General features: G+C 59.0%; 15 protein-coding genes, 1 pseudogene and 3 riboswitches. Of the genes and pseudogenes, 11 read left to right on the top strand and 5 right to left on the bottom strand.

Annotation, left to right across the window (positions count from 1 at the left end; all coding sequences use genetic code 11):
• Positions 1-10 precede the first annotated feature (10 nt).
• Positions 11-102, bottom strand: a riboswitch (SAM riboswitch).
• Between the two features lie 267 nt (positions 103-369).
• A riboswitch (SAM riboswitch) is annotated at positions 370-471 on the top strand.
• Positions 472-476: 5 nt separating this feature from the next.
• The 4 genes from ACIOJF_RS13450 to acs all read left to right on the top strand — a co-directional run bounded on the left by ACIOJF_RS13450 (position 477) and on the right by acs (position 5,260).
• Positions 477-1,298 (top strand): ABC transporter ATP-binding protein, encoded by an 822-nt coding sequence (locus ACIOJF_RS13450; RefSeq protein ID WP_105658011.1) that lies wholly within the window; start codon positions 477-479, stop codon positions 1,296-1,298.
• A gap of 87 nt (positions 1,299-1,385) precedes the next feature.
• On the top strand, positions 1,386-2,408 hold the full coding sequence (locus ACIOJF_RS13445; RefSeq protein WP_105657955.1) for an aliphatic sulfonate ABC transporter substrate-binding protein: 1,023 nt from the start codon (positions 1,386-1,388) through the stop codon (positions 2,406-2,408).
• 69 nt (positions 2,409-2,477) lie between these two features.
• Complete coding sequence (locus ACIOJF_RS13440; RefSeq protein WP_388024657.1) at positions 2,478-3,242, top strand: ABC transporter permease; 765 nt, start codon at positions 2,478-2,480, stop codon at positions 3,240-3,242.
• Between the two features lie 56 nt (positions 3,243-3,298).
• Positions 3,299-5,260: an acetate--CoA ligase gene (gene acs, locus ACIOJF_RS13435; protein ID WP_105657953.1), complete on the top strand. Its 1,962-nt coding sequence runs from the start codon at positions 3,299-3,301 to the stop codon at positions 5,258-5,260.
• Between the two features lie 80 nt (positions 5,261-5,340).
• Here the strand turns inward: acs and ACIOJF_RS13430 are convergent, their stop codons facing one another.
• Positions 5,341-7,212, bottom strand: coding sequence for a BCCT family transporter (locus tag ACIOJF_RS13430; RefSeq protein ID WP_402741727.1), 1,872 nt, complete (start codon positions 7,210-7,212; stop codon positions 5,341-5,343).
• A 664-nt stretch (positions 7,213-7,876) separates the two neighbouring features.
• On the opposite strand from ACIOJF_RS13430, the gene ACIOJF_RS13425 reads away from it, so the two are divergent.
• A complete protein-coding gene (locus ACIOJF_RS13425) occupies positions 7,877-8,305 on the top strand; it encodes a Fur family transcriptional regulator (protein WP_402735240.1) in 429 nt (142 codons plus the stop codon).
• A 103-nt stretch (positions 8,306-8,408) separates the two neighbouring features.
• On the top strand, positions 8,409-10,592 hold the full coding sequence (gene katG / locus ACIOJF_RS13420) for a catalase/peroxidase HPI (protein ID WP_105657950.1): 2,184 nt from the start codon (positions 8,409-8,411) through the stop codon (positions 10,590-10,592).
• A gap of 98 nt (positions 10,593-10,690) precedes the next feature.
• Here katG and ACIOJF_RS13415 read toward each other — a convergent pair whose 3' ends face one another.
• The 3 genes from ACIOJF_RS13415 to ACIOJF_RS13405 form a co-directional block, all read right to left on the bottom strand.
• Complete coding sequence (locus ACIOJF_RS13415) at positions 10,691-11,320, bottom strand: methylated-DNA--[protein]-cysteine S-methyltransferase (RefSeq protein WP_402735239.1); 630 nt, start codon at positions 11,318-11,320, stop codon at positions 10,691-10,693.
• A complete protein-coding gene (locus tag ACIOJF_RS13410; RefSeq protein ID WP_402735238.1) occupies positions 11,317-11,814 on the bottom strand; it encodes an RNA polymerase sigma factor in 498 nt (165 codons plus the stop codon). Before ACIOJF_RS13410 ends, ACIOJF_RS13415 begins: the two co-directional genes overlap by 4 nt.
• 112 nt (positions 11,815-11,926) lie before the next feature.
• On the bottom strand, positions 11,927-12,487 hold the full coding sequence (locus tag ACIOJF_RS13405) for a histidine phosphatase family protein (RefSeq protein WP_332595233.1): 561 nt from the start codon (positions 12,485-12,487) through the stop codon (positions 11,927-11,929).
• A 111-nt stretch (positions 12,488-12,598) separates the two neighbouring features.
• Positions 12,599-12,693: riboswitch (SAM riboswitch) on the top strand.
• A gap of 115 nt (positions 12,694-12,808) precedes the next feature.
• On the opposite strand from ACIOJF_RS13405, the gene ACIOJF_RS13400 reads away from it, so the two are divergent.
• The gene (locus tag ACIOJF_RS13400; protein ID WP_402697491.1) at positions 12,809-14,182 is read left to right on the top strand and encodes an O-acetylhomoserine aminocarboxypropyltransferase/cysteine synthase family protein; all 1,374 of its coding nucleotides are present in this window, start codon (positions 12,809-12,811) and stop codon (positions 14,180-14,182) included.
• On the top strand, positions 14,182-14,676 hold the full coding sequence (locus tag ACIOJF_RS13395) for a CoA-binding protein (protein WP_402697489.1): 495 nt from the start codon (positions 14,182-14,184) through the stop codon (positions 14,674-14,676). Before ACIOJF_RS13400 ends, ACIOJF_RS13395 begins: the two co-directional genes overlap by 1 nt.
• 464 nt (positions 14,677-15,140) lie before the next feature.
• Here ACIOJF_RS13395 and ACIOJF_RS13390 read toward each other — a convergent pair.
• Positions 15,141-16,215, bottom strand: a pseudogene (locus tag ACIOJF_RS13390) (IS3 family transposase); the annotation flags it as partial.
• Positions 16,216-16,326: 111 nt separating this feature from the next.
• On the opposite strand from ACIOJF_RS13390, the gene ACIOJF_RS13385 reads away from it, so the two are divergent.
• The 3 genes from ACIOJF_RS13385 (at position 16,327) to ACIOJF_RS13375 (ending at position 18,780) form a co-directional block, all read left to right on the top strand.
• Entirely contained in the window at positions 16,327-16,803 is a 477-nt protein-coding gene (locus tag ACIOJF_RS13385) for a GNAT family N-acetyltransferase (RefSeq protein ID WP_105657939.1), read from the top strand.
• 183 nt (positions 16,804-16,986) lie between these two features.
• Positions 16,987-17,820 carry an AraC family transcriptional regulator gene (locus tag ACIOJF_RS13380; RefSeq protein ID WP_402697485.1) on the top strand — a complete coding sequence of 278 codons (834 nt, stop codon included), beginning with the start codon at positions 16,987-16,989 and terminating at the stop codon, positions 17,818-17,820.
• Positions 17,821-17,937: 117 nt separating this feature from the next.
• Positions 17,938-18,780 (top strand): ABC transporter ATP-binding protein, encoded by an 843-nt coding sequence (locus tag ACIOJF_RS13375; RefSeq protein ID WP_105657938.1) that lies wholly within the window; start codon positions 17,938-17,940, stop codon positions 18,778-18,780.
• The last annotated feature ends 152 nt before the right edge of the window (positions 18,781-18,932 follow it).

The following is an 18,932-nucleotide window of genomic DNA, read 5'->3' as shown; positions in this document are numbered from 1 at the left end:
TTCTCAATTCTTTCCATCGGTCCTGGCGGTAGCACCGTCCCGCTATTGGGGTGGTTGCTGCGGCGTCGTGGAGCCAGATCTCTCAGCCGCTCTGGATGGGTCGTAATTCATTTGTAACGGTAATAAACCGGTGATTCCAACCCGCGAAGTCACATTTCGTCCCAGTGCCGGAAGTGCCCATCTTCAAATTTCACAGCCTAATCCGTGTCCTGCCGAAGATGAGTTGCAAAGTTTTGCTTAATGTCGAGCAAACCGGCCTGCAATAAAATAAATAACGAAATTTCTGGGCAATGTGACGTAGTTGTCGAAGATTTTTTCATATTACGCAAGATTTGCGTTCAAATCGTTCGACTCGTTGTAATGGACACGTAACCATCCCGAGCGGCCGAGAGATCTGGCTCGTTGACGCCGCAGCAACCACCTTTGGAGTTTTGCTCTGCAGGCCGGTGCTACCGCCAGGACCGATGGAGATGAACATGACTCTTTCCTTTGCAGCGCCCGAGGCAGCTTCCGTTGCCTCAGCTTCAAGCGCCCTGGACGTGCAGTTCAGCAACGTGTCGCGGACCTTCACCACCAAGATGGAAAGCCGCACCGTCCTGGCCGATATCAACCTGCAAATTCCAGCAGGTCAAGTCGTGGCCATTCTTGGAGCCAGCGGTTGCGGAAAATCCACGCTGCTGCGTTCAGTATCGGGCTTGGACCACCCCACCACCGGCACCATCCGCACCGGCACCCGCGAGGTCACCGGCATCAACGAGTTATGCGCCGTTGCCTTCCAGGAGCCCCGGCTGCTGCCATGGCGCTCGGTTCGCCAGAACATTGCACTGGGCCTGGCACCGGAAACCGATAAGCGCTCCGGCAACACGCTGATCGAGGAGTTGATCGAGCTGACCGGTCTGAGCCATGCAGCCAGCTTGCGCCCACGCGAGATCTCCGGAGGCATGGCGCAGCGGGTTTCGCTGGCTCGCGCGCTGGCTCGGCGCCCGGGTGTATTGCTTCTTGATGAACCCTTCGGCGCCCTCGATGCGCTGACACGCTTGAAGATGCAGGATCTGCTGCTCTCGATTCACGCATCGTTCCCCACCACCGTTCTCATGGTGACCCATGATGTGGACGAGGCGTTGACTCTGGCTGACCGCGTGATTGTTCTGGGGCGAGGCGCTGGGCATAGTGCAGCGGGCGTCATCGAAGATCTGTCCATCTCAGCTGGGCATCCACGCCGGCATACCGATGAAAAGTTCGTTGCAGATCGCCTGCACCTATTGCGCCTGCTCGGCGTCGACCCAACCAACCACTAGTCCCGGCCACGCCGTGGGTCCCGAACCATTCGGCGGCCTCTTTGCCTTTCACCTACACCGCTTGCACGCACAATTCTAGGATTCTCCATGCTTTTGAACCGTCTCACCCGCCGCACTGCATTGTCCGCCGCCGCCTTGATCGTTGGCGCAATTGCCCTGACCGGCTGTGCTGGCGAAAACGCTACAGCCTCCTCGGATGGTCAGACCCTGTCCATCGACTTTGCCACTTACAACCCGCTGAGCCTGGTGCTCAAGGAAAAGGGATGGCTGGAAGCAGCCGCCAAAGAACAGGGCGTAAATGTCGAATGGATCCAGTCCGCTGGTTCCAACAAGGCCAATGAAGCTCTTCGCGCCGACGCAATCGATGTTGGTTCCACAGCCGGTTCCGCTGCGCTCCTGAACCGTTCGAACGGTGCACCCATCAAGACCATCGCACTGTATTCGCAGCCGGAATGGGCGGCCCTGGTAGTGGATAAGGACTCGAAAATCGAGTCCGTTGAAGATCTCGCTGGCAAGACCGTGGCCGCTACGAAGGGCACCGACCCATACTTCTTCCTGCTGCAGGCGCTGGAATCCGCGGGCTTGAGTGAAGCTGACATCAAGCTGCAGAACCTCCAGCATGCCGATGGACGTACCGCCCTGGCCAACGGCTCGGTTGATGCCTGGAGCGGTTTGGATCCGATCATGGCCGCTGCCGAAAAAGACGGCGCGCAACTGGTTTACCGGAACTTGGATTTCAACACCTACGGTGCGCTGAACGCTCGCGAAGACTTCATTGAGCAGAGCCCCGAACTCGCCCAGCTCATTGTCGATGCCTACGAAAAGGCTCGTGGCTGGGCAGCTGACCATCCCGAGGAAACCGCAGAAATCCTGGCCGACGTAGCAGGGCTCGAACCAGGAGTTGCTGCCACCGTGATTGAGGAACGCTCCAATCTGGACGTTCCGGCAGTTCCCGACGCCAAATTCACTGGAGTCCTGAGCAAGATTGCTCCCACGCTGGTCGCTAGCGGCGGTGTCTCGGAGCAGGAATCCGTTGATGAAGCTCTGGAAACCCTCATCGATGACCAGTTTGCCGTCAAGGCAGACGCAACAAAGATCTCCGGAGAGTAACCAGCCATGAGCCCCACTAACGTGGCTGGAACCCGCGGAAGCCAAACACCTGCCAAGCAGAAGGCCAGCATGGCCGCAACGATCCTGCGTGCCCCGAAATGGCTGCTTGCGCTGGTCTTGCCGTTGACCACCCTGGCTGTGTGGCAATTTGTCACCGTTACCGGAATCGTTGCTCCGTGGACACTGCCAACTCCGGGTTCAGTGGTTTCTGCTGCCATTGAGCTCTTCCAGGATGGCGAACTCGGAAAGCACATCGGCATCTCCACTCAGCGTGTTCTTCTCGGTTTCGCCTTCGGATCATTGCTGGGCTTGGCGCTGGGTGCGCTTGTCGGGCTGTCCAAATTGGCAGATGCATTTCTGGGACTGAGCATCAGCGCCCTGCGTGCAGTCCCTTCCTTGGCTTGGGTTCCGCTGCTGGTGCTCTGGATGAAAATGGGTGAAGATTCCAAGGTCACACTCGTGATCATTGGTGCCTTCTTCCCGGTCTTTACCACCGTCGCCTTGGCGTTGCGCCATGTCGATGCCCACCTGGTCGAAGCAGCCCGCGCCTTCGGGTTGAAGGGATTGAAGCTGCTGCGCACCGTCCAGCTGCCCGCAGTGGTCCCTTCGATCTTCTCCGGACTGCGTTTGGCACTAGCCCAAGCTTGGCTCTTCCTGGTCGCAGCCGAACTCCTCGGCGCGTCAATGGGCCTTGGCTTCTTGCTTACCGACTCGCAGAACAACGGCCGATTGGACCGCCTAATCATGACCATCGTGCTGCTGGCCGTCTTTGGAAAGATCACCGATGCCCTGCTGTCGATAGCAGAACGCTGGGCTATCAAGCGCTGGACCTGAAACCGGACCAGCTAGTACCCGCTGACAAAACTACCCCTCACCAAAGAAAGTTTGCGATGACCACCGAATTGGCAACAACCTCAACTCAAGTTTCAGAGGCAGCACGCCAGGAATTCTGGGACGAAGCGGCGAACCTCTTGGATTGGGACACCCCGTGGCACACCACCAGCCGCATCATTCCGGCCGATCCGGATGCCAAGCGCGGACCGGAAATTTCTTGGTACCTCGGCGGCAAGCTGAACGCCGCAGTGAACTGCGCCGACCGCCATGTAGCTGCGGGACGCGGCCAGAAGGTCGCACTGTATTTCGAAGGCGAGCCCGGTGACCGGGTAGCCGTCACCTACAAGAATTTGCAGGAGCGGGTCTCCCAGGCAGCCAACGCCTTGGAATCCCTGGGTGTGGTGAAGGGCGACCGCGTGGTCATTTACCTGCCGGTGCTCATTGAAACAATTGTCATCACCTTGGCTTGCGCCCGCATCGGCGCCATCCACTCGCTGGTCTTCGGCGGGTTCTCCGCCGAGGCGCTGAGGTTCCGCGTGGAGGACACCAAGGCAAAGGTCCTGGTCACCACCGACGGCCAGTTCCGCCGCGGCACTTCGGTTCCGGTCAAAGGCAACGCCGATGCGGCCGTTGCCGGAGAGAACGAAATCGAAAAGGTCCTGGTTATCCGCCGCACCGGCGACGAAATCCCGTGGACCGAAGGCCGCGACATCTGGTGGCATGAGGTGGTTGATACCCAGTCCACCGAGCACCATGCGCAGGCATTCGATGCGGAAACACCGCTGTTCATCATGTACACCTCGGGAACCACCGGCCAGCCGAAGGGCTTGGTTCACACCACCGGCGGGTACCTGACGCAGGCGGCCACCAGCTACAACCTGCTGTTCGCCAACCCGGACGAATCCCAGCGCGCCAAGGACGTGCACTGGTGCACCGCCGACCTCGCCTGGGTCACCGCGCATACCTACGAGATCTACGGCCCGTTGGCCAATGGCGTCACCCAGGTAATCTACGAGGGCGTCCCCAACGCCCCGCACCCGGGCCGCCACTTCGAGGTCATTGAACGCTACAAGGTCACCAGCTACTACACCGCTCCCACCTTGGTCCGCTCGTTGATGGGCTGGTTCCCAGACGGCATCCCCGCTCAATACGATCTGTCCTCGGTGAAGATCGGCGGCACTGTGGGTGAAGCCGTCAATCCCGAGGCATGGAAATGGTTCCGCCAGCAGATCGGCCGGGACAGCGAAGCAGGACTACCGATGGTTGACACCTGGTGGCAGTCCGAATCCGGCGCGACCGTGCTTTCCCCCCTGCCGACCGATGGACATTTCAAGCCAGGCTGCGCCGCACGCGCGCTGCCGGGCATCTCGGTGGACATTGTCGACGACGGCGGCCTGAGCGTGCCGGCCAACCAGCAGGGCAATATTGTCATCACGCGCACTGGCCCGTCGATGGCCCGTACCGTATGGGGCAACCCGACGCGCTACTACACCAGCTACTGGGAACAATACGTAGAGCAGGGCTGGTTCTTGGCTGGCGACGGTGCCCGCTTCGATGAGGACGGCGATATCTACATCCTGGGCCGCACCGATGACGTGATCAATATTTCCGGCCACCGGCTTTCCACCATTGAAATCGAATCGGCATTGGTCACCAACCCCGGCGTGGTGGAAGCCGGCGTCTGCCCCACCCCGGATTCCAAGACCGGGCACGCTGCAACCGCCTTCGTGGTACCGCTGGACAAGACGCTGGTTGCCGAGTCGCCTGACGAGCAGCTCGTTGCACGGCAGGCCGAATTCATTGCTGAACTCCGCAATACCGTCGCGGTGCAGATCGGCCCGATTGCCAAGCCGCGGGAAATCGTCTTGGTTCCAGATGTGCCCAAGACCCGTTCGGGCAAGATCATGCGCCGCCTGCTCACCCAGCTGTTCGAGGGCACCACGCTCGGCGACACAACGAGCCTGCAGAATGAGCCGTGCATTCCGGAGATCAACGCGATCTGCCGCGCGCGCGGCTAATCGCTGCTCCCAGGCCCCTTGGGGTTAAACAAATGAAGCTTCTTCCCCGGCGGGGGAAGAAGCTTCATTTGATTTGCCGGTTAGGAATCCCCGGTCGTTGGCTTCTGGCTCTGGCCATCGGCCGCAGTGTCCTTGCCGTCCTTCACCGGGTCAGCGGCGGCTTCGGTGGCGAAGAGCTTCACTTCGGAGGCCTTGCCCTCGGCACTGACCAAAGGAATTTCGGTGGTCATCAAGCTGAACTGGCTGCCCTCATGGCGGTCAACCGCTTGGCCCACGGACTGCTCCAGGACCTTTCGAGCCACCTTGCCGCGAAGCACCAGCGGATCCTTGCTCAGGTCCTTCCACAACGCCACGCAGAGCAGGAGCATCACAATCACGAATGGCAGCGCCGAAACAATGGTGATGTTCTTCAGCCCGGTCAATGCCTCCGCCGGATGATCGCCGCCAGCCAGCAGCATCACCGCGGCCACAGCGCCGGTGGCCACGCCCCAGAAGATCACGGCCTTCTTGGATGGCTCTTCAGCGCCGCGTTCGCTGAGCGCACCCATCACGATCGAGGCCGAGTCTGCGCCGGTCACGAAGAAGATTGCAATCAGCAGCACGGTGACGACCATCAGCACGGTAGCCATCCAGCCCGACAGCGGGAGGCGCCCAAGCATGTCGAAGAGGATCAAATCGAAGTCGATGTCTGGTACGCCGTCAACAATGCTGGCCAGCTTTTCCCCGGTTTCCCCGGAGCGTTCAGCGCGTTCCTGAATACCGATTGCGCCACCGCCGAAGATTGCAAACCAAATCAGGGTGACACTGGATGGAACGAGCAGCACGCCGGTGACGAACTGGCGAATAGTGCGGCCACGGGAAATGCGGGCGATGAACAAGCCTACGAATGGGCTCCAAGAGATCCACCATGCCCAGTAGAAGACAGTCCACGAGGACAGCCAATCAGACATTGCGCCATCGCCGGCAGCCGTACGCGAAGCCATCTCCGGCAAGTCGCCGATGAAAGCGCCAATGGCATTGGGAATGACGTTCAGGATGAACAGAGTTGGGCCGCCAATGAAAACGATCAATGCGATGATCAATGCCAATACCATGTTGGTGTTGGACAACCACTGGATACCGCGCTCGATGCCGGAAACGGCAGAAGCGACAAACAATGCGGTCAGAATGCCAATGATGATAACCAGAACGCCGGAGCCGACCTTCTCCATCATCCCGGTGGCCTGGATGCCGCCGCCAATCTGCAATGCGCCCAGACCCAGCGAACAAGCCGAGCCGAAGAGGGTGGCGATGATGGCCAGGATATTGATGGTGCGCCCGCCCCAACCATGGATGGCGCGGTCGCCGAAGATCGAGCTGAACATGGCTGAGAAAAGCTGGGGGCGTCCCAGCCGGAAGCTGCCGTAAGCCATGCCCAAGCCAACGATGGCGTACATGGCCCATGGGAATAGGGTCCAGTGGAAGAGCGTGGTGCCCATGGCGGTGCTCAGGGCATCACTGGTGGAACCTTCCACCGTGCCCGGAGGAGGCGACATGTAGAAGTACAGCGGCTCGCCTACGCCGTAGAAGACCAAGCCGATGCCCATGCCTGTTGCGAACATCATCGAGATCCACGAGACCGTGGAGAACTTTGGCGTCTCGCCGTCCTTGCCCAGCGGGATGCGTCCGAAGTTCTTGGCCGCTACGACGATGGCGAAGACCGCGAAAACCGCGGCAGCGATGACAAAAAGCCAGCCAGTGTTGGTGATAACCCAATCAAGGGCCGCACTGGAGGCCTTGCCCAGCCCTTCCGGGGTAGCGAAACCCCAAATGATAAATGCCAGCGCTAGAACGCCGGCAATTCCGAATACCCAGTAATCCGTACCGGAAAGTGAGTACTTCTTAGGTCGTCTGTGACGAACTGAATGCAGTTCCTCGACGAGGTCTACGATTGATTGATCCGTCTGCTTCATTGCGTTCTTCCTTCACTGGTGAGATCCCGCGGAGAAGATCCGGGCGGAATCTGCCGAGCCATCGCCTCTCGAGTAAACGATCGCCATGCAGTGTGATTGATTGCGAATTGCTTTTCGGGTGTCGGTCCGTTGTGTCTAAATCTAGCGTTGGAGCAGCCTGAAAGAAACAGCTATTCTCCGCTGATATCCCGCGAATTATTTCTGCGAGTTGACCCGATTTAGCACGAATTTGACACGATAAATCCCAAAATGGGCCTTTTCAAGCATGGTCGACATCTCATCAAGGGTCAAATCTGTTCCTTGATTTCTCGCTATTTTCGGACCTCCACCGCCCCAGGATCACGTTGTTTACGCTGGCATCACCATCCATGTGAGCTTCCTCGCCCCATGGAGATTTCCACTCCTTGCCCCCGCGAAATCATGAAATGACCGGAAATATTCTTGGAGTCAAAATCGCCCATTATTGCCTTTCCTATTTCTGGTGAAATCTCTATGATTCCGCAATTTTTCTCCCCGGAAGCACGTCACGCTTGAACATGCCGGTTAAGGAATATCTACTAATGAGCCATTGATTCAACCAGCGAACCGGGGTCCACCAACTTTTAACGTGAAATACACTGGAACTTATCTTGACTGATTCAAAATAAGCAGGCATGCTGGGTACATGACATCACAGGCAGGGATCGAGCAGGTGCTGAAGGCGGCATCGATGCGGGTCACGCAACCGCGCGTTGCGGTACTTTCCGCCGTCGCGGCGCACCCGCACGCGGATACCGAAACCATCATTTCGGCTGTCCGTGAAGATCACCCCAATGTGTCGCACCAAGCTGTCTACGATTCACTCAGGCTCTTCACGAAGCTGGGTGTCATTCGGCAGATACAGCCACAGGGCCATACCGCCCGCTATGAAGCCCGCGTTGGCGACAATCACCACCATGTGGTGTGCCGCCAGTGCGGAAAGCTGGCGGACGTCGACTGCGCTGTCGGCGGCGCCCCGTGCCTGCATGCTTCCAATGACCACGGGTTCAGCATTGATGAAGCCGAAGTGATCTATTGGGGCACCTGCCCGGATTGCCAGGCTGCGAACGCATAGTTGCTGTCTAAGTAAACCCCTAGATTTGCCATCGTCATCAGCGCAGCTGCTGCGCGATGGATAAAACCAGATAAACCCTAAACAATCCGGAAGGAAAGAGCACATGTCTGAGATGACTGCAGGTCAGTGCCCAGTAGTTGGCGGCGCGGGTCGAATTCACCCTACCCAGGGCAATGCCAACACCGAATGGTGGCCGAATAAGCTGAATCTGAGGATTCTGGCCAAGAACCAGCAGGTTTCCAACCCGCTGGACGAGAACTTCGACTACATTGAAGCCTTCAATGCCCTCGACTTGTCGGCAGTAAAAGCCGACCTGACCGAAATCATGACCCAGTCGCACGACTGGTGGCCAGCAGACTTCGGCCACTACGGCCCGTTCTTCATCCGCATGGCTTGGCACTCCGCAGGCACCTACCGCTCGCACGACGGCCGTGGCGGCGGCGGCGCAGGCCAGCAGCGCTTCGCTCCGCTGAACTCGTGGCCTGACAACGTTTCGCTGGACAAGGCTCGCCGCCTGCTGTGGCCAGTGAAGAAGAAGTACGGCCAGTCGATTTCCTGGGCCGACCTTATCCTGCTGGCTGGCAATGTGGCTCTGGAAGACATGGGATTCGAGACCTTCGGTTTCGCCGGCGGCCGCAAGGACGTTTGGGAAGCAGATGACGATGTCTACTGGGGCCCTGAAAAGGTCTGGCTGGACAGCGAACGCTACACCGGCAAGCGAGACCTGGATGCTCCTCTGGCAGCAGTGCAGATGGGCCTGATCTACGTGAATCCTGAGGGTCCTGACGGAAATCCGGATCCGCTGGCCTCGGCCGTAGACATCCGCGAAACCTTCCGCCGCATGGGCATGAACGACGAGGAGACCGTCGCGCTGATCGCCGGTGGCCACACCTTCGGCAAGACCCACGGCGCGCATGCCGATGACAAGATCGGCCCGGATCCAGAAGCAGCTCCGCTCGAAATGCAGGGACTGGGCTGGAAGAACGGCCACGGCACCGGCAAGGGCGCGGACACCGTCTCCTCGGGTCTTGAAGTCACCTGGACCTACCACCCAACCCGCTGGGACAACGAGTTCTTCCACATCCTCTTCGCCTACGAATGGGAACTGTTCGAATCCCCAGCAGGCGCCAAGCAGTGGCGCCCGGTCAACAATGGCGGAGCCGGCTTGGTCCAGCCTGCATTCGAGACCTTGGAACACCGCGAGCCACGCATGCTTACCAGCGACCTGGCCCTGCGCTTCGACCCGGTCTACGGCCCGATCTCCAAGAACTTCAAGGAGAACCCTGACCAGTTCGCAGACGCCTTCGCCCGCGCATGGTTCAAGCTGACCCACCGTGACATGGGCCCGAAGTCCCGCTACTTCGGCCCAGAGGTTCCTGCTGAGGACCTGCTCTGGCAGGATCCACTGCCAGCAGCTCCGCAGACCACCTTGGGTGCAACTGAAGTTGCCGCACTTAAAGCCCTGATCAACGATTCGGGACTGACCGTCCAGCAGCTGGTATCCACGGCTTGGAAGGCCGCTTCGACCTTCCGCACCTCGGATAAGCGCGGCGGCGTCAACGGCGGCCGCATCCGCCTGGAACCACAGGTCTCCTGGAGCGTGAACCAGCCTGAACAGCTCAAGCCGGTAATTGCCAAGCTGGAAGAGATTGTTGACAACTTCAACGCCACTTCCGGGATCAAGGCTTCCTTCGCGGACGTCGTTGTCCTAGCCGGCAACGTCGGAGTCGAGCAGGCAGCCCTGGCAGCTGGCCAGCAGGTCGAGGTTCCATTCACCCCGGGCCGTGTAGACGCAACCCAGGAGCAAACCGACGTTGACCAGTTCGCATGGCTGGAACCAGTTTCCGACGGATTCCGCAACTACGACTCGGGCTTCGTCAAGCTGCCAAGCGAGTACTTGCTGATCGACCGCGCGAATCTGCTGGGCCTCTCGGCACCGGAAGCTACCGTACTGCTCGGTGGACTGCGCGTCATCGGCAATAACTGGGACGGCTCCAACTTGGGCGTCTTCACCGACACCCCAGGCGCGTTGACCAACGACTTCTTCGCGAACCTGCTGGAGCTGGGGTTGGAATGGACCCCGTCCGCTGACGAGCAGACCTACACCACCACCGATGGCCGCTGGACCGGCAGCCGCGTGGATCTGGTCTTCGGTGCCAACTCCGAGCTGCGTGCACTGGCCGAGGTTTACGCTTCGGATGATGCCAAGGAGAAGTTCGTCAATGACTTCGCCTCCGCTTGGGCCAAGCTCATGGACGCAGATCGCTTCGAACTGCGCAGCAAGTAGCAGCTGCTGGGCTGCAAGCCCGTAGCAATTAGTGCTGGGCTGCTGCTTCCCGCAAGGGAGGCAGCAGCCCAGCACTTGTTTCATGCGGGAACTGCCCGTCAGAACAGCGTCGCGGCGCCGCTGGCGAAGTCCGGGTTCTCCAGCTTCAGCAGCTCGGACTTGGCTTCCAAGCCTCCCAGGTAGCCGCCCAATGAACCATCGGTGCGCAGCACCCGATGGCAGGGCAGCACGATGGGAATCGGGTTGGTGGCGCAGGCTGAACCGACGGCCCGCACCGCCTTCGGCTTGCCGATCTGCTGCGCCAGCTGGGCGTAGCTCAGGGTACGCCCGTAATCGATAAGACCCAGTTCCAACTGCACCTGGCGGCGGAACTCGGTGGAGAGCTGCAAGTCCACCGGAAGATCGAAGCCATGCCGTTGGCCCGCGAAATACTCATCCAGTTGCCGGACGGCACCATCCAAGCTCGACTTGTCGCGCAGGATCCGCGGGCTGAGCTTTTCCGAGAGCACCTCCAGAATCCGGTCGTGGCCTTCGGATTCAAAAGCGACCCGCACCAGCCCGGCATCGGTACTGGCCAGCAGCAAGGCCCCCACGGGGCTATCGACCACGCGATAGGCAACATCAACAAGTTCCCGTGCACGGGCCCGTTCAACGAGCCGGCCCTGCAGCGAGTCGAGGATTTGCGCTTCAGCGGCCGTAGCCTGCTGCCGATAATTTTTTCCGTTCATGGCTGCTCCCGCCATAGTTCTTGGTCATCCATCCGGGCCCGCAGATTCTTGATCCCATCGGCGCCCGAACGCCGGGCGGCAGCTTCGGTGCCGGAAAGGATTCCGGCAATTTGCGCGTAGCTCATTCCGCCCAGGTAGCGGTAGGCCACCACCTGCCGCTGCTTGCCAGGAAGCTGGTTCACCTCATACCACAGCTGCAGGTTTTCCAACTGCAGATCCGGCCGTTGGGCCGATGGGGCCAGGCTGTCCACGTCTTGGCCGATGAGGATTTCCGGCTTATTCCTGCGCAACTCGTCAATGGCTTTATTCCGGGCAATACGCACTAGCCATGCCAGGACATTGGCGTCCTCAGGCAGTTGCGGGTACGCCTTGAGCGCGGCGAGGAATGTTTCGGACCAGGCGTCTTGCGCGCGATGCTCATCAAGCAGGGCACGGCAAACGCGCAGGATGTTGAGTCCATAGTCCTGGACTATCCGCTCGAACGGTGCTTGCATGGCTCTCCTGGAATTTTGCGCCTTCATGGCTTCTCACCATGTAAACGTACGAGGAGACCATTTTGTGAGGCGTGAACGAAAAAAATTCCTTCACGCAGATACCCATGGATTCCTAGAATGCCACCAGATCCAATTCGCTGGCGATCTGCTCAAGGCGGATCAAGTCCAGGTGGAGCATTTCGCCATTTTCCACGCCTTGGGGATCCGTGGTTCCGGCCAATGCGTCGCGGATGGTGCGCATGGTGGCCCCATGGCTGACAATCATGACCTTGCGCCCGGCATGCCTGCTGGCCAAGTCCAGCAGCGCTGGCACCGCACGGCTCAAGATCTGGGCACGCGGCTCACGCAGGTCCTTGGCAGCAGCCGATTCCGCTTCGCTGACCTCGGCCATGATCCGGCCTTCCAGCGGGCCGAAGCCGCGTTCAATGAGTTCCGGAACGGCGTTCCCCGTCTCGGCCCCGATCTGCTGGGCAATCAGCGCGGCAGTTTCCCGGGCACGTTCCAAGGGCGAAGCAAGTACCAGCGACCAGTTCTGGCCGATCAGCTGGCGCCCGACCTCGCGAGCTTGCTCGCGCCCGGTGTCGTTCAACGGGATATCGGTACGCCCCTGCAGGCGCCCTGCAAGGTTCCAATCGGTCTGCCCGTGTCGCACCAGTGCCAGCGAAGTATCCATGGCTCCAGCCTAACCGGGGTAACAGGTATCGAAGAATCTCCGGCATTACGTCCAATACGCAACGTTACGACTCATAGTTGGGTCACGAACGGTCATGTTGCGAAGATTATTACACCATCCCGAGCGGCTGAGAGATCTGGTTCGATGACGCCGCAGCAACCTGCCACATCCGGTGGTTACGGTGCTACCGCCAGAAACGATGCAGCCGCCTACCCGTTGGACCACAGCAGGAAGCGACATTGATTCCGGGATTCCTGCCTCGATCGCGACCCGCCCTGCGGTGCCCGCGAAACCCCAATCGACAAGGAGTCGTAAGCCACCATGGCAGATCACAAGTTTGGATTCCGCACCCGCGCATTGCATGCCGGAGGCACCCCCGATGCCGAGCATGGCTCACGCGCAGTGCCGATCTACCAGACCACTTCGTTCGTCTTCAAGGACGCTGACGATGCGGCCAACCTCTTTGCCCTGCAGAAGTACGGCAACATCTACTCGCGTATCGGCAACCCGACCGTGGCGGCTTTCGAAGAGCGCATGGCTTCGCTGGAAGGCGGCATCGGAGCGGTAGCCACCGGCTCGGGCATGGCCGCGGAATTCGTCACCTTCGCGGCCTTGGCCCAGGCAGGCGACCACATCGTGGCATCCTCCAAGCTCTATGGCGGCACCATCACCCAGCTGGATGTCTCGCTGCGCCGCTTCGGCATCAACACCACTTTCATCGACTCCAATGATCCCGCCGACTTCGAAGCGGCGATCCAGGAGAACACCAAGGCCGTCTACACCGAAGTTGTGGCCAACCCGTCCGGCGACATCGCTGACCTGAAGGGCCTGGCCGAGGTGGCGCACCGCCACAATCTCCCGCTGGTGGTCGATTCGACGCTCACTCCCCCGTACATCCTGCGCCCTATCGAGCACGGCGCGGACATCGTGATCCACTCGGCTACCAAGTTCATCGGCGGGCACGGCACCACCCTGGGCGGCGTGGTCATCGAGTCGGGCAAGTTCAACTGGGGCAACGGCAAGTTCCCCACCATGACCGAACCGGTAGCCAGCTACGGCAACGTCTCCTGGTGGGACAACTTCGGCGAGTACGGCTTCCTGACCAAGCTGCGCAGCGAGCAGCTGCGCGACTTCGGACCGGCCCTGCCGGCCCAGTCCGCATTCCAGCTGCTCCAGGGCCTGGAGACCTTGCCGCAGCGCATGGACAACCACCTGTCCAATGCGAAGCAGGTCGCGGCCTGGTTGCAGGCCGATGAGCGCGTGACCTACGTGAACTACGCGGGCCTGGAGTCCCACCCGCAGCACGCGCAGGCCAAGGAGCTGCTGCCCATGGGCGTCGGCTCGGTCTTCAGCTTCGGGGTCAAGGGCGGGCGCGAAGCCGGCTCGAAGTTCATCGAGGCCCTGCAGCTGGCCAGCCACCTGGCCAACATCGGCGATGCCCGCACCCTGGTGCTGCACCCGGCCTCCACCACCCACCAGCAGCTGAGCGCCGAGCAGCTGGTCTCCGCGGGCGTGCCAGAAGATTTGATCCGACTGTCGGTAGGGCTGGAAGATGTCGAGGATATTCTCTGGGATCTGGACCAGGCGCTGGCCGCTTCGCAGGAAGTGATTGCCGGTTCCGCCGCAGGGTTCGAGGCACCGGCCTATGACGGTTCCGCCTGCGCATTGCCAACCGCTTCGAAGGGAGCAATCTAATGGCTGCCGTTGAAACCACTTGGGAAGGCCCGGGAGCCGCACAGCGCCTGGAGATCCTGCGCGACACCAAGTCCATCGCCATTGTCGGCGCCTCGAACAAGCCATCGCGCGCCAGCTATTTCGTGGCTACCTACCTGCTCTCCTCCTCCAAGTACAAGGTGTACTTCATCAACCCGGTACTCGATGAGATCCTGGGCCAGCCGGTGTACAAGTCGCTGGCCGATCTGCCGGAAACCCCGGATCTGGTGGAGGTCTTCCGCAAGCACGATGACCTGCCTACCGTGTTGGACGAGGCTCTGGCCGTAGGCGCGAAAACACTGTGGCTGCAGCTGGGATCCTGGCACGAGGAAGTGGCCCAGCGCGCCGAGGCCGCGGGCATGAATGTGGTCATGGACCGCTGCGTGAAGATCGAGCACGCGCGCTTCCACGGCGGCCTGCGCCTGGCTGGATTCAACACCGGCGTGATTTCTTCCAAGCGCCAGGTACTTGCCTAGGGAGTCCAAGATTCCAGGAAATGGGTGCATGCAACATTGCGTTGCATGCACCCATTTTTCTGCGGCAATTCCCCGGAATCGGCCGGTTTGGTCAACGACGCTGAACTTTTGCACGGAGCATTCCGAAGGAAGAACAAGACCTCTAACGAACCATGGTCGACGCAATTGGCCCACGGCATGCCGTGGGTGTGGCCCCGAAGTGCTCGACGCGTTCAATCACAGATCGAAAAATCTGCAAACCACAGCACTGCAACGCAAGGCCAAACGACCCAAACCCTAAAACAGGCAGAGAGAATCGATTTCGATTCGCTACGAGCGCGAACGAAAGAAGAAAAATCCCGCCCGCACTGCTATATGAAAACTCAATTCCCCTGGCCCGAGAACATTCCAGCATCTCGCAATAGCATTGCGCCTGAGCTGGTCAAGTTTTTGGGACACGAACTTTGATCTTTTTGTACATTTCCTCAAGCCGTCAAAGCTAGAGGATCCCTTTCCTGATATGAGTCCAGAACCGCCTGGGGCTAACTCCGCCATTTGCCGTATACGGGCGCTTCCGGTTGTACCAAACCGCGATGCACTCCTTCACTGCGGCACACGCAGCCACCCTGCTGCTGAAGAACCTGTGGTGGAACATTTCCTTCTTGGTCGTCCAGAAGGCTGACTCGGCGACGGAATTATCCCAGGGACACCCCGGCGCGTCCCGTCGACTACCGCACCCTGTGCGCAGCACACCACCTCTGGAACGCGCCGAGGTACATTGGGGCCTCGGTCTGAATGGAACACACTACCAAACTGGATGAACGCCTGCGACGCAGCAAGCCCCCTCGAGTCAATGGCCAACTACGTTTACATGTTCTTACCCATTGACCAGCCCACGATCTGTCGCGAATTCAAATCGATCACCGTCGCCAAATACAACCAGCCTTCACCGGCGCGCAGGCAGGCAATATCGCCTAACAGTTTCGCCGCAAGCCGCGAGGAGCGGAAGTCAGGCATGCCGAGATTGTCGACCCTATGGTTTTCTATACGCACCGTCCGGGATTGGCGCTCACGCACGGTCGTGGTTTTGAAGGCGCTCATCCGCCTGGCCCGGATTCTCAGCTCTTTCATGAGCGACATCACCGTGGATGTCGAGATGTCTTCCTCATGGTTTTTGCGGATCAAATCCACTAATTGTCCGCCACCGGCGACCTGGTTGGACGCCTCACACTCGTCCTGGAGCAGTTTCGTGCGGTGTGCTCGCAGGACTTAGGCTTCGCTCAGCTCTTGGCAGGCGTTCAGACATCGGTAGTGACTGCCCCTGGAATTCTGGGTTTCCTGCCCATCCAGTTCACTGGATACTCGCCTATGTGGGCTTCGATGAAGTCTAAGACCGCGCTTACTCCTTACTGTTCGAGGCGCGATAGGCACCGACAACTTTTATGAAGCCGTTCTCCCGTTTCACCTTCAACAGTTCTTTGCGCAGGTTCTCGTTGTGGACCGTTTCACTGGGCCGTGTTCTTCGGTTTCCGCTATGGGACGCTCGGCGCGGTCGGCGCGGGATTCTGAGCGCTCATTGACCTCTATTTGAAATAAGAGCGCCATAGGTACGTCTAGTACTGTTTAATGCATTTAAGAGTTTTTTAAATTTACGACATCGAAAGGCTTTGGATGTCGCGCTCACAATCAATTACCCTGCGTCCATTTCGCAGCGCAGACACCGAATTCTTTGCCAGCATGGCCTCGGATGAACGTGTAGCTCGTTTTATTGGGTATGGGGAGCCATGGGACCGGCAAACCATCAACGCCTGCGTTAAGCAATCCCTCCAACATGAACCACTCGACACTGTGGGGGGCTCTCGATGGTTCCTAGCTACTGAAGCAAATGCAGCAGTGGGCCTCGTGTTTTGCACCCGGCAGGAAAGTTGCGTGGAGGTCGGTTACTGGGTATCTCCAGATCAATGGGGGCGAGGAGTTGGTGGAGCCGTGCTCGATAGCACCCTGATTTCAATTCCCAAGATATACGGAATTACGAAATTCAGTGCCCGCGTAGCTCCGGCTAACACTGCTTCAACCCGACTGCTCACCAGTCGAGGATTCAGACTGGAAAAACGTGATGACATGCTTGAGTACTACACACTGGAATAGCCTTCTGTGGGTAACCGAACGCAGCCTAGATTCCTGATTGAACCAGTTGGGGGTGAAATGTATTTGGTTTAGTAGCCGATCCGTAGAATTTTGGCACGCGATTATTGAACCGTTCTTCAAGGGGTTCGGTAGAACTAACATGAAACCTGCTATGTCATGCCGAATACTTTCTATACTGCAAATATGACTTCCCCTCCTACCTCGACCATCGGGCTTGGTACTTGGTCCCGTGAACCAGGTACTGCTCTAGTGCAAGCAACTGCCTTGCCTAGCGATGCGACCTCATCATTTGTGATTCTGAGCGAAACGCACACCATTGATGTCTCTACGGAGTGGGAGCCTCATTCGCACCTGGCCCATGAGCTCTTATGGACCCAAGATGGGACACTCACCGCTCGAATCGAAGGACAGATTTTTACGGTCTCCGAGGGTCATGGTCTGTGGATTCCGTCCGGAGCGCTGCACGGTGGACGCCTGACCGCAAATGTAGAACTTTTCAGCGCGTTCTTTTCCCCTGAACGAACCACCACCCCATTCAGTACCCCTACAGTGATCGACATGAAACCGTTGCTTAAGTCGTTGCTGGTCCATTTATCCAGTCGGGAACTGAGCCAAGAAGCCAGAGCGCGTGCGGAGGCTGTAGTTTTCGACGTACTCAAACCATCAGCTCATCAGCTAGCGCTGCGCTTGCCCGATGACCCTCGTATCCATGGCATTGCCAACCGTTTACTAGCCAACCCTGCGGATAACCGATCTCTCGAGCGATGGGCGGTAGATGCTGGAATCAGCTCACGAACCATCACGCGAGTCTTCCGCGAAGCAACCGGCTTATCCTTTGCCCAGTGGCGTCAAGCGGTGAAAATTCATCGCGCCCTGGAGCTGCTCACCAACGGTGAAGGCGTCCAAGACATCTCTGAAATGCTGGGCTACGCGCAGCCGAGTACTTTTATCGACGCTTTTCGACGCACCTTGGGCTCCACACCTGGCACATTCGCCTTAGCAAATGTGAATAGGTGACCGAAAAGCCGGATGCACTGTCAGAAATCATCGATTGCTGACATCGATTAGTTAACTTAGACTTACCTAAGTGAAAATACCTATTCAAATCGGACGTATTCAATCCGTTCCTTACGCATGCTAGACGTGGCGTCCGGAGCAGCATCCGCCGCAGCCGGAACGATGCTCGCCCACGAGGTAGTACTGCGCTACGGCAAAAGCACTGTAGTGGACGGTGCTTCCATCCGTTTATCCCCGGGTGAAGTCACCGCACTCATTGGACCCAATGGCAGCGGGAAATCCACACTTCTCCGTTCCATGGCAAGGTTGCATGAGCGCGCCGCGGGGGTGATCACGCTCTCCAATTCTCACGGGGAGGCCCGCGAAATTAGCACGCTGAATGGACGAACATTCGCCCACGAAGTTACGCTCTTCGCGCAGTCCCACGCCACCCCGGAAGGGTTAGCCGTGGCAGATATCGTCGCCTTCGGTCGCCATCCATATCGGCGCGGTTTCTCGGGGCTATCCGATGCGGATCATGCGGCGATTGCCTCGGCCATGGAACTGACTGGCACTACCTCGATGTCCCGGAAGGCAGCTGGGGAACTATCCGGTGGAGAACTTCAACGTGTCTGGTTGGCCGTGTGCTTGGCACAGCAAACCAATGTGGTGCTTCTCGACGAGCCGACCAATCACCTCGACTTGAGATATCAGGTCGAGACCCTAGATCTGGTCCATGATCTGGCCCGTCAAGATCGGCTAGCCATCGGCATCGTCCTGCATGACCTGAATCAAGCCGCCGCGTTGGCTGATCGGCTGGTGCTGATGAAACACGGCCGGGTATACGTCTCAGGAACCCCCGCTGAGGTCCTCACAGCAGATAACCTCTCGGAGGTCTATGAGATCCCTGTGCAGGTCCTCTCTGATAAGCAGAATGGATTGTTGCGCATCGAACCGGTTAGCCGCCACCGGATGAGCTGACCACTTTCTTTCTACCACCGAAACATATAATTACAAGGGAAAACCTATGCCTACACTCGCTCGAAATGCAGTCACTTCAGCGGCCGCTCTAGCACTGTTGTTCTCAGCCACCGCTTGCGGTACCACGGACATTAGCAGCGCTGGTGCCGAAC

Source organism: Glutamicibacter sp. NPDC087831, from assembly GCF_044742845.1.
Lineage (GTDB): Bacteria > Actinomycetota > Actinomycetes > Actinomycetales > Micrococcaceae > Glutamicibacter.
Note: the sequence above shows the minus strand (reverse complement) of the source record. Positions and strands in the feature narration are given on the sequence as shown.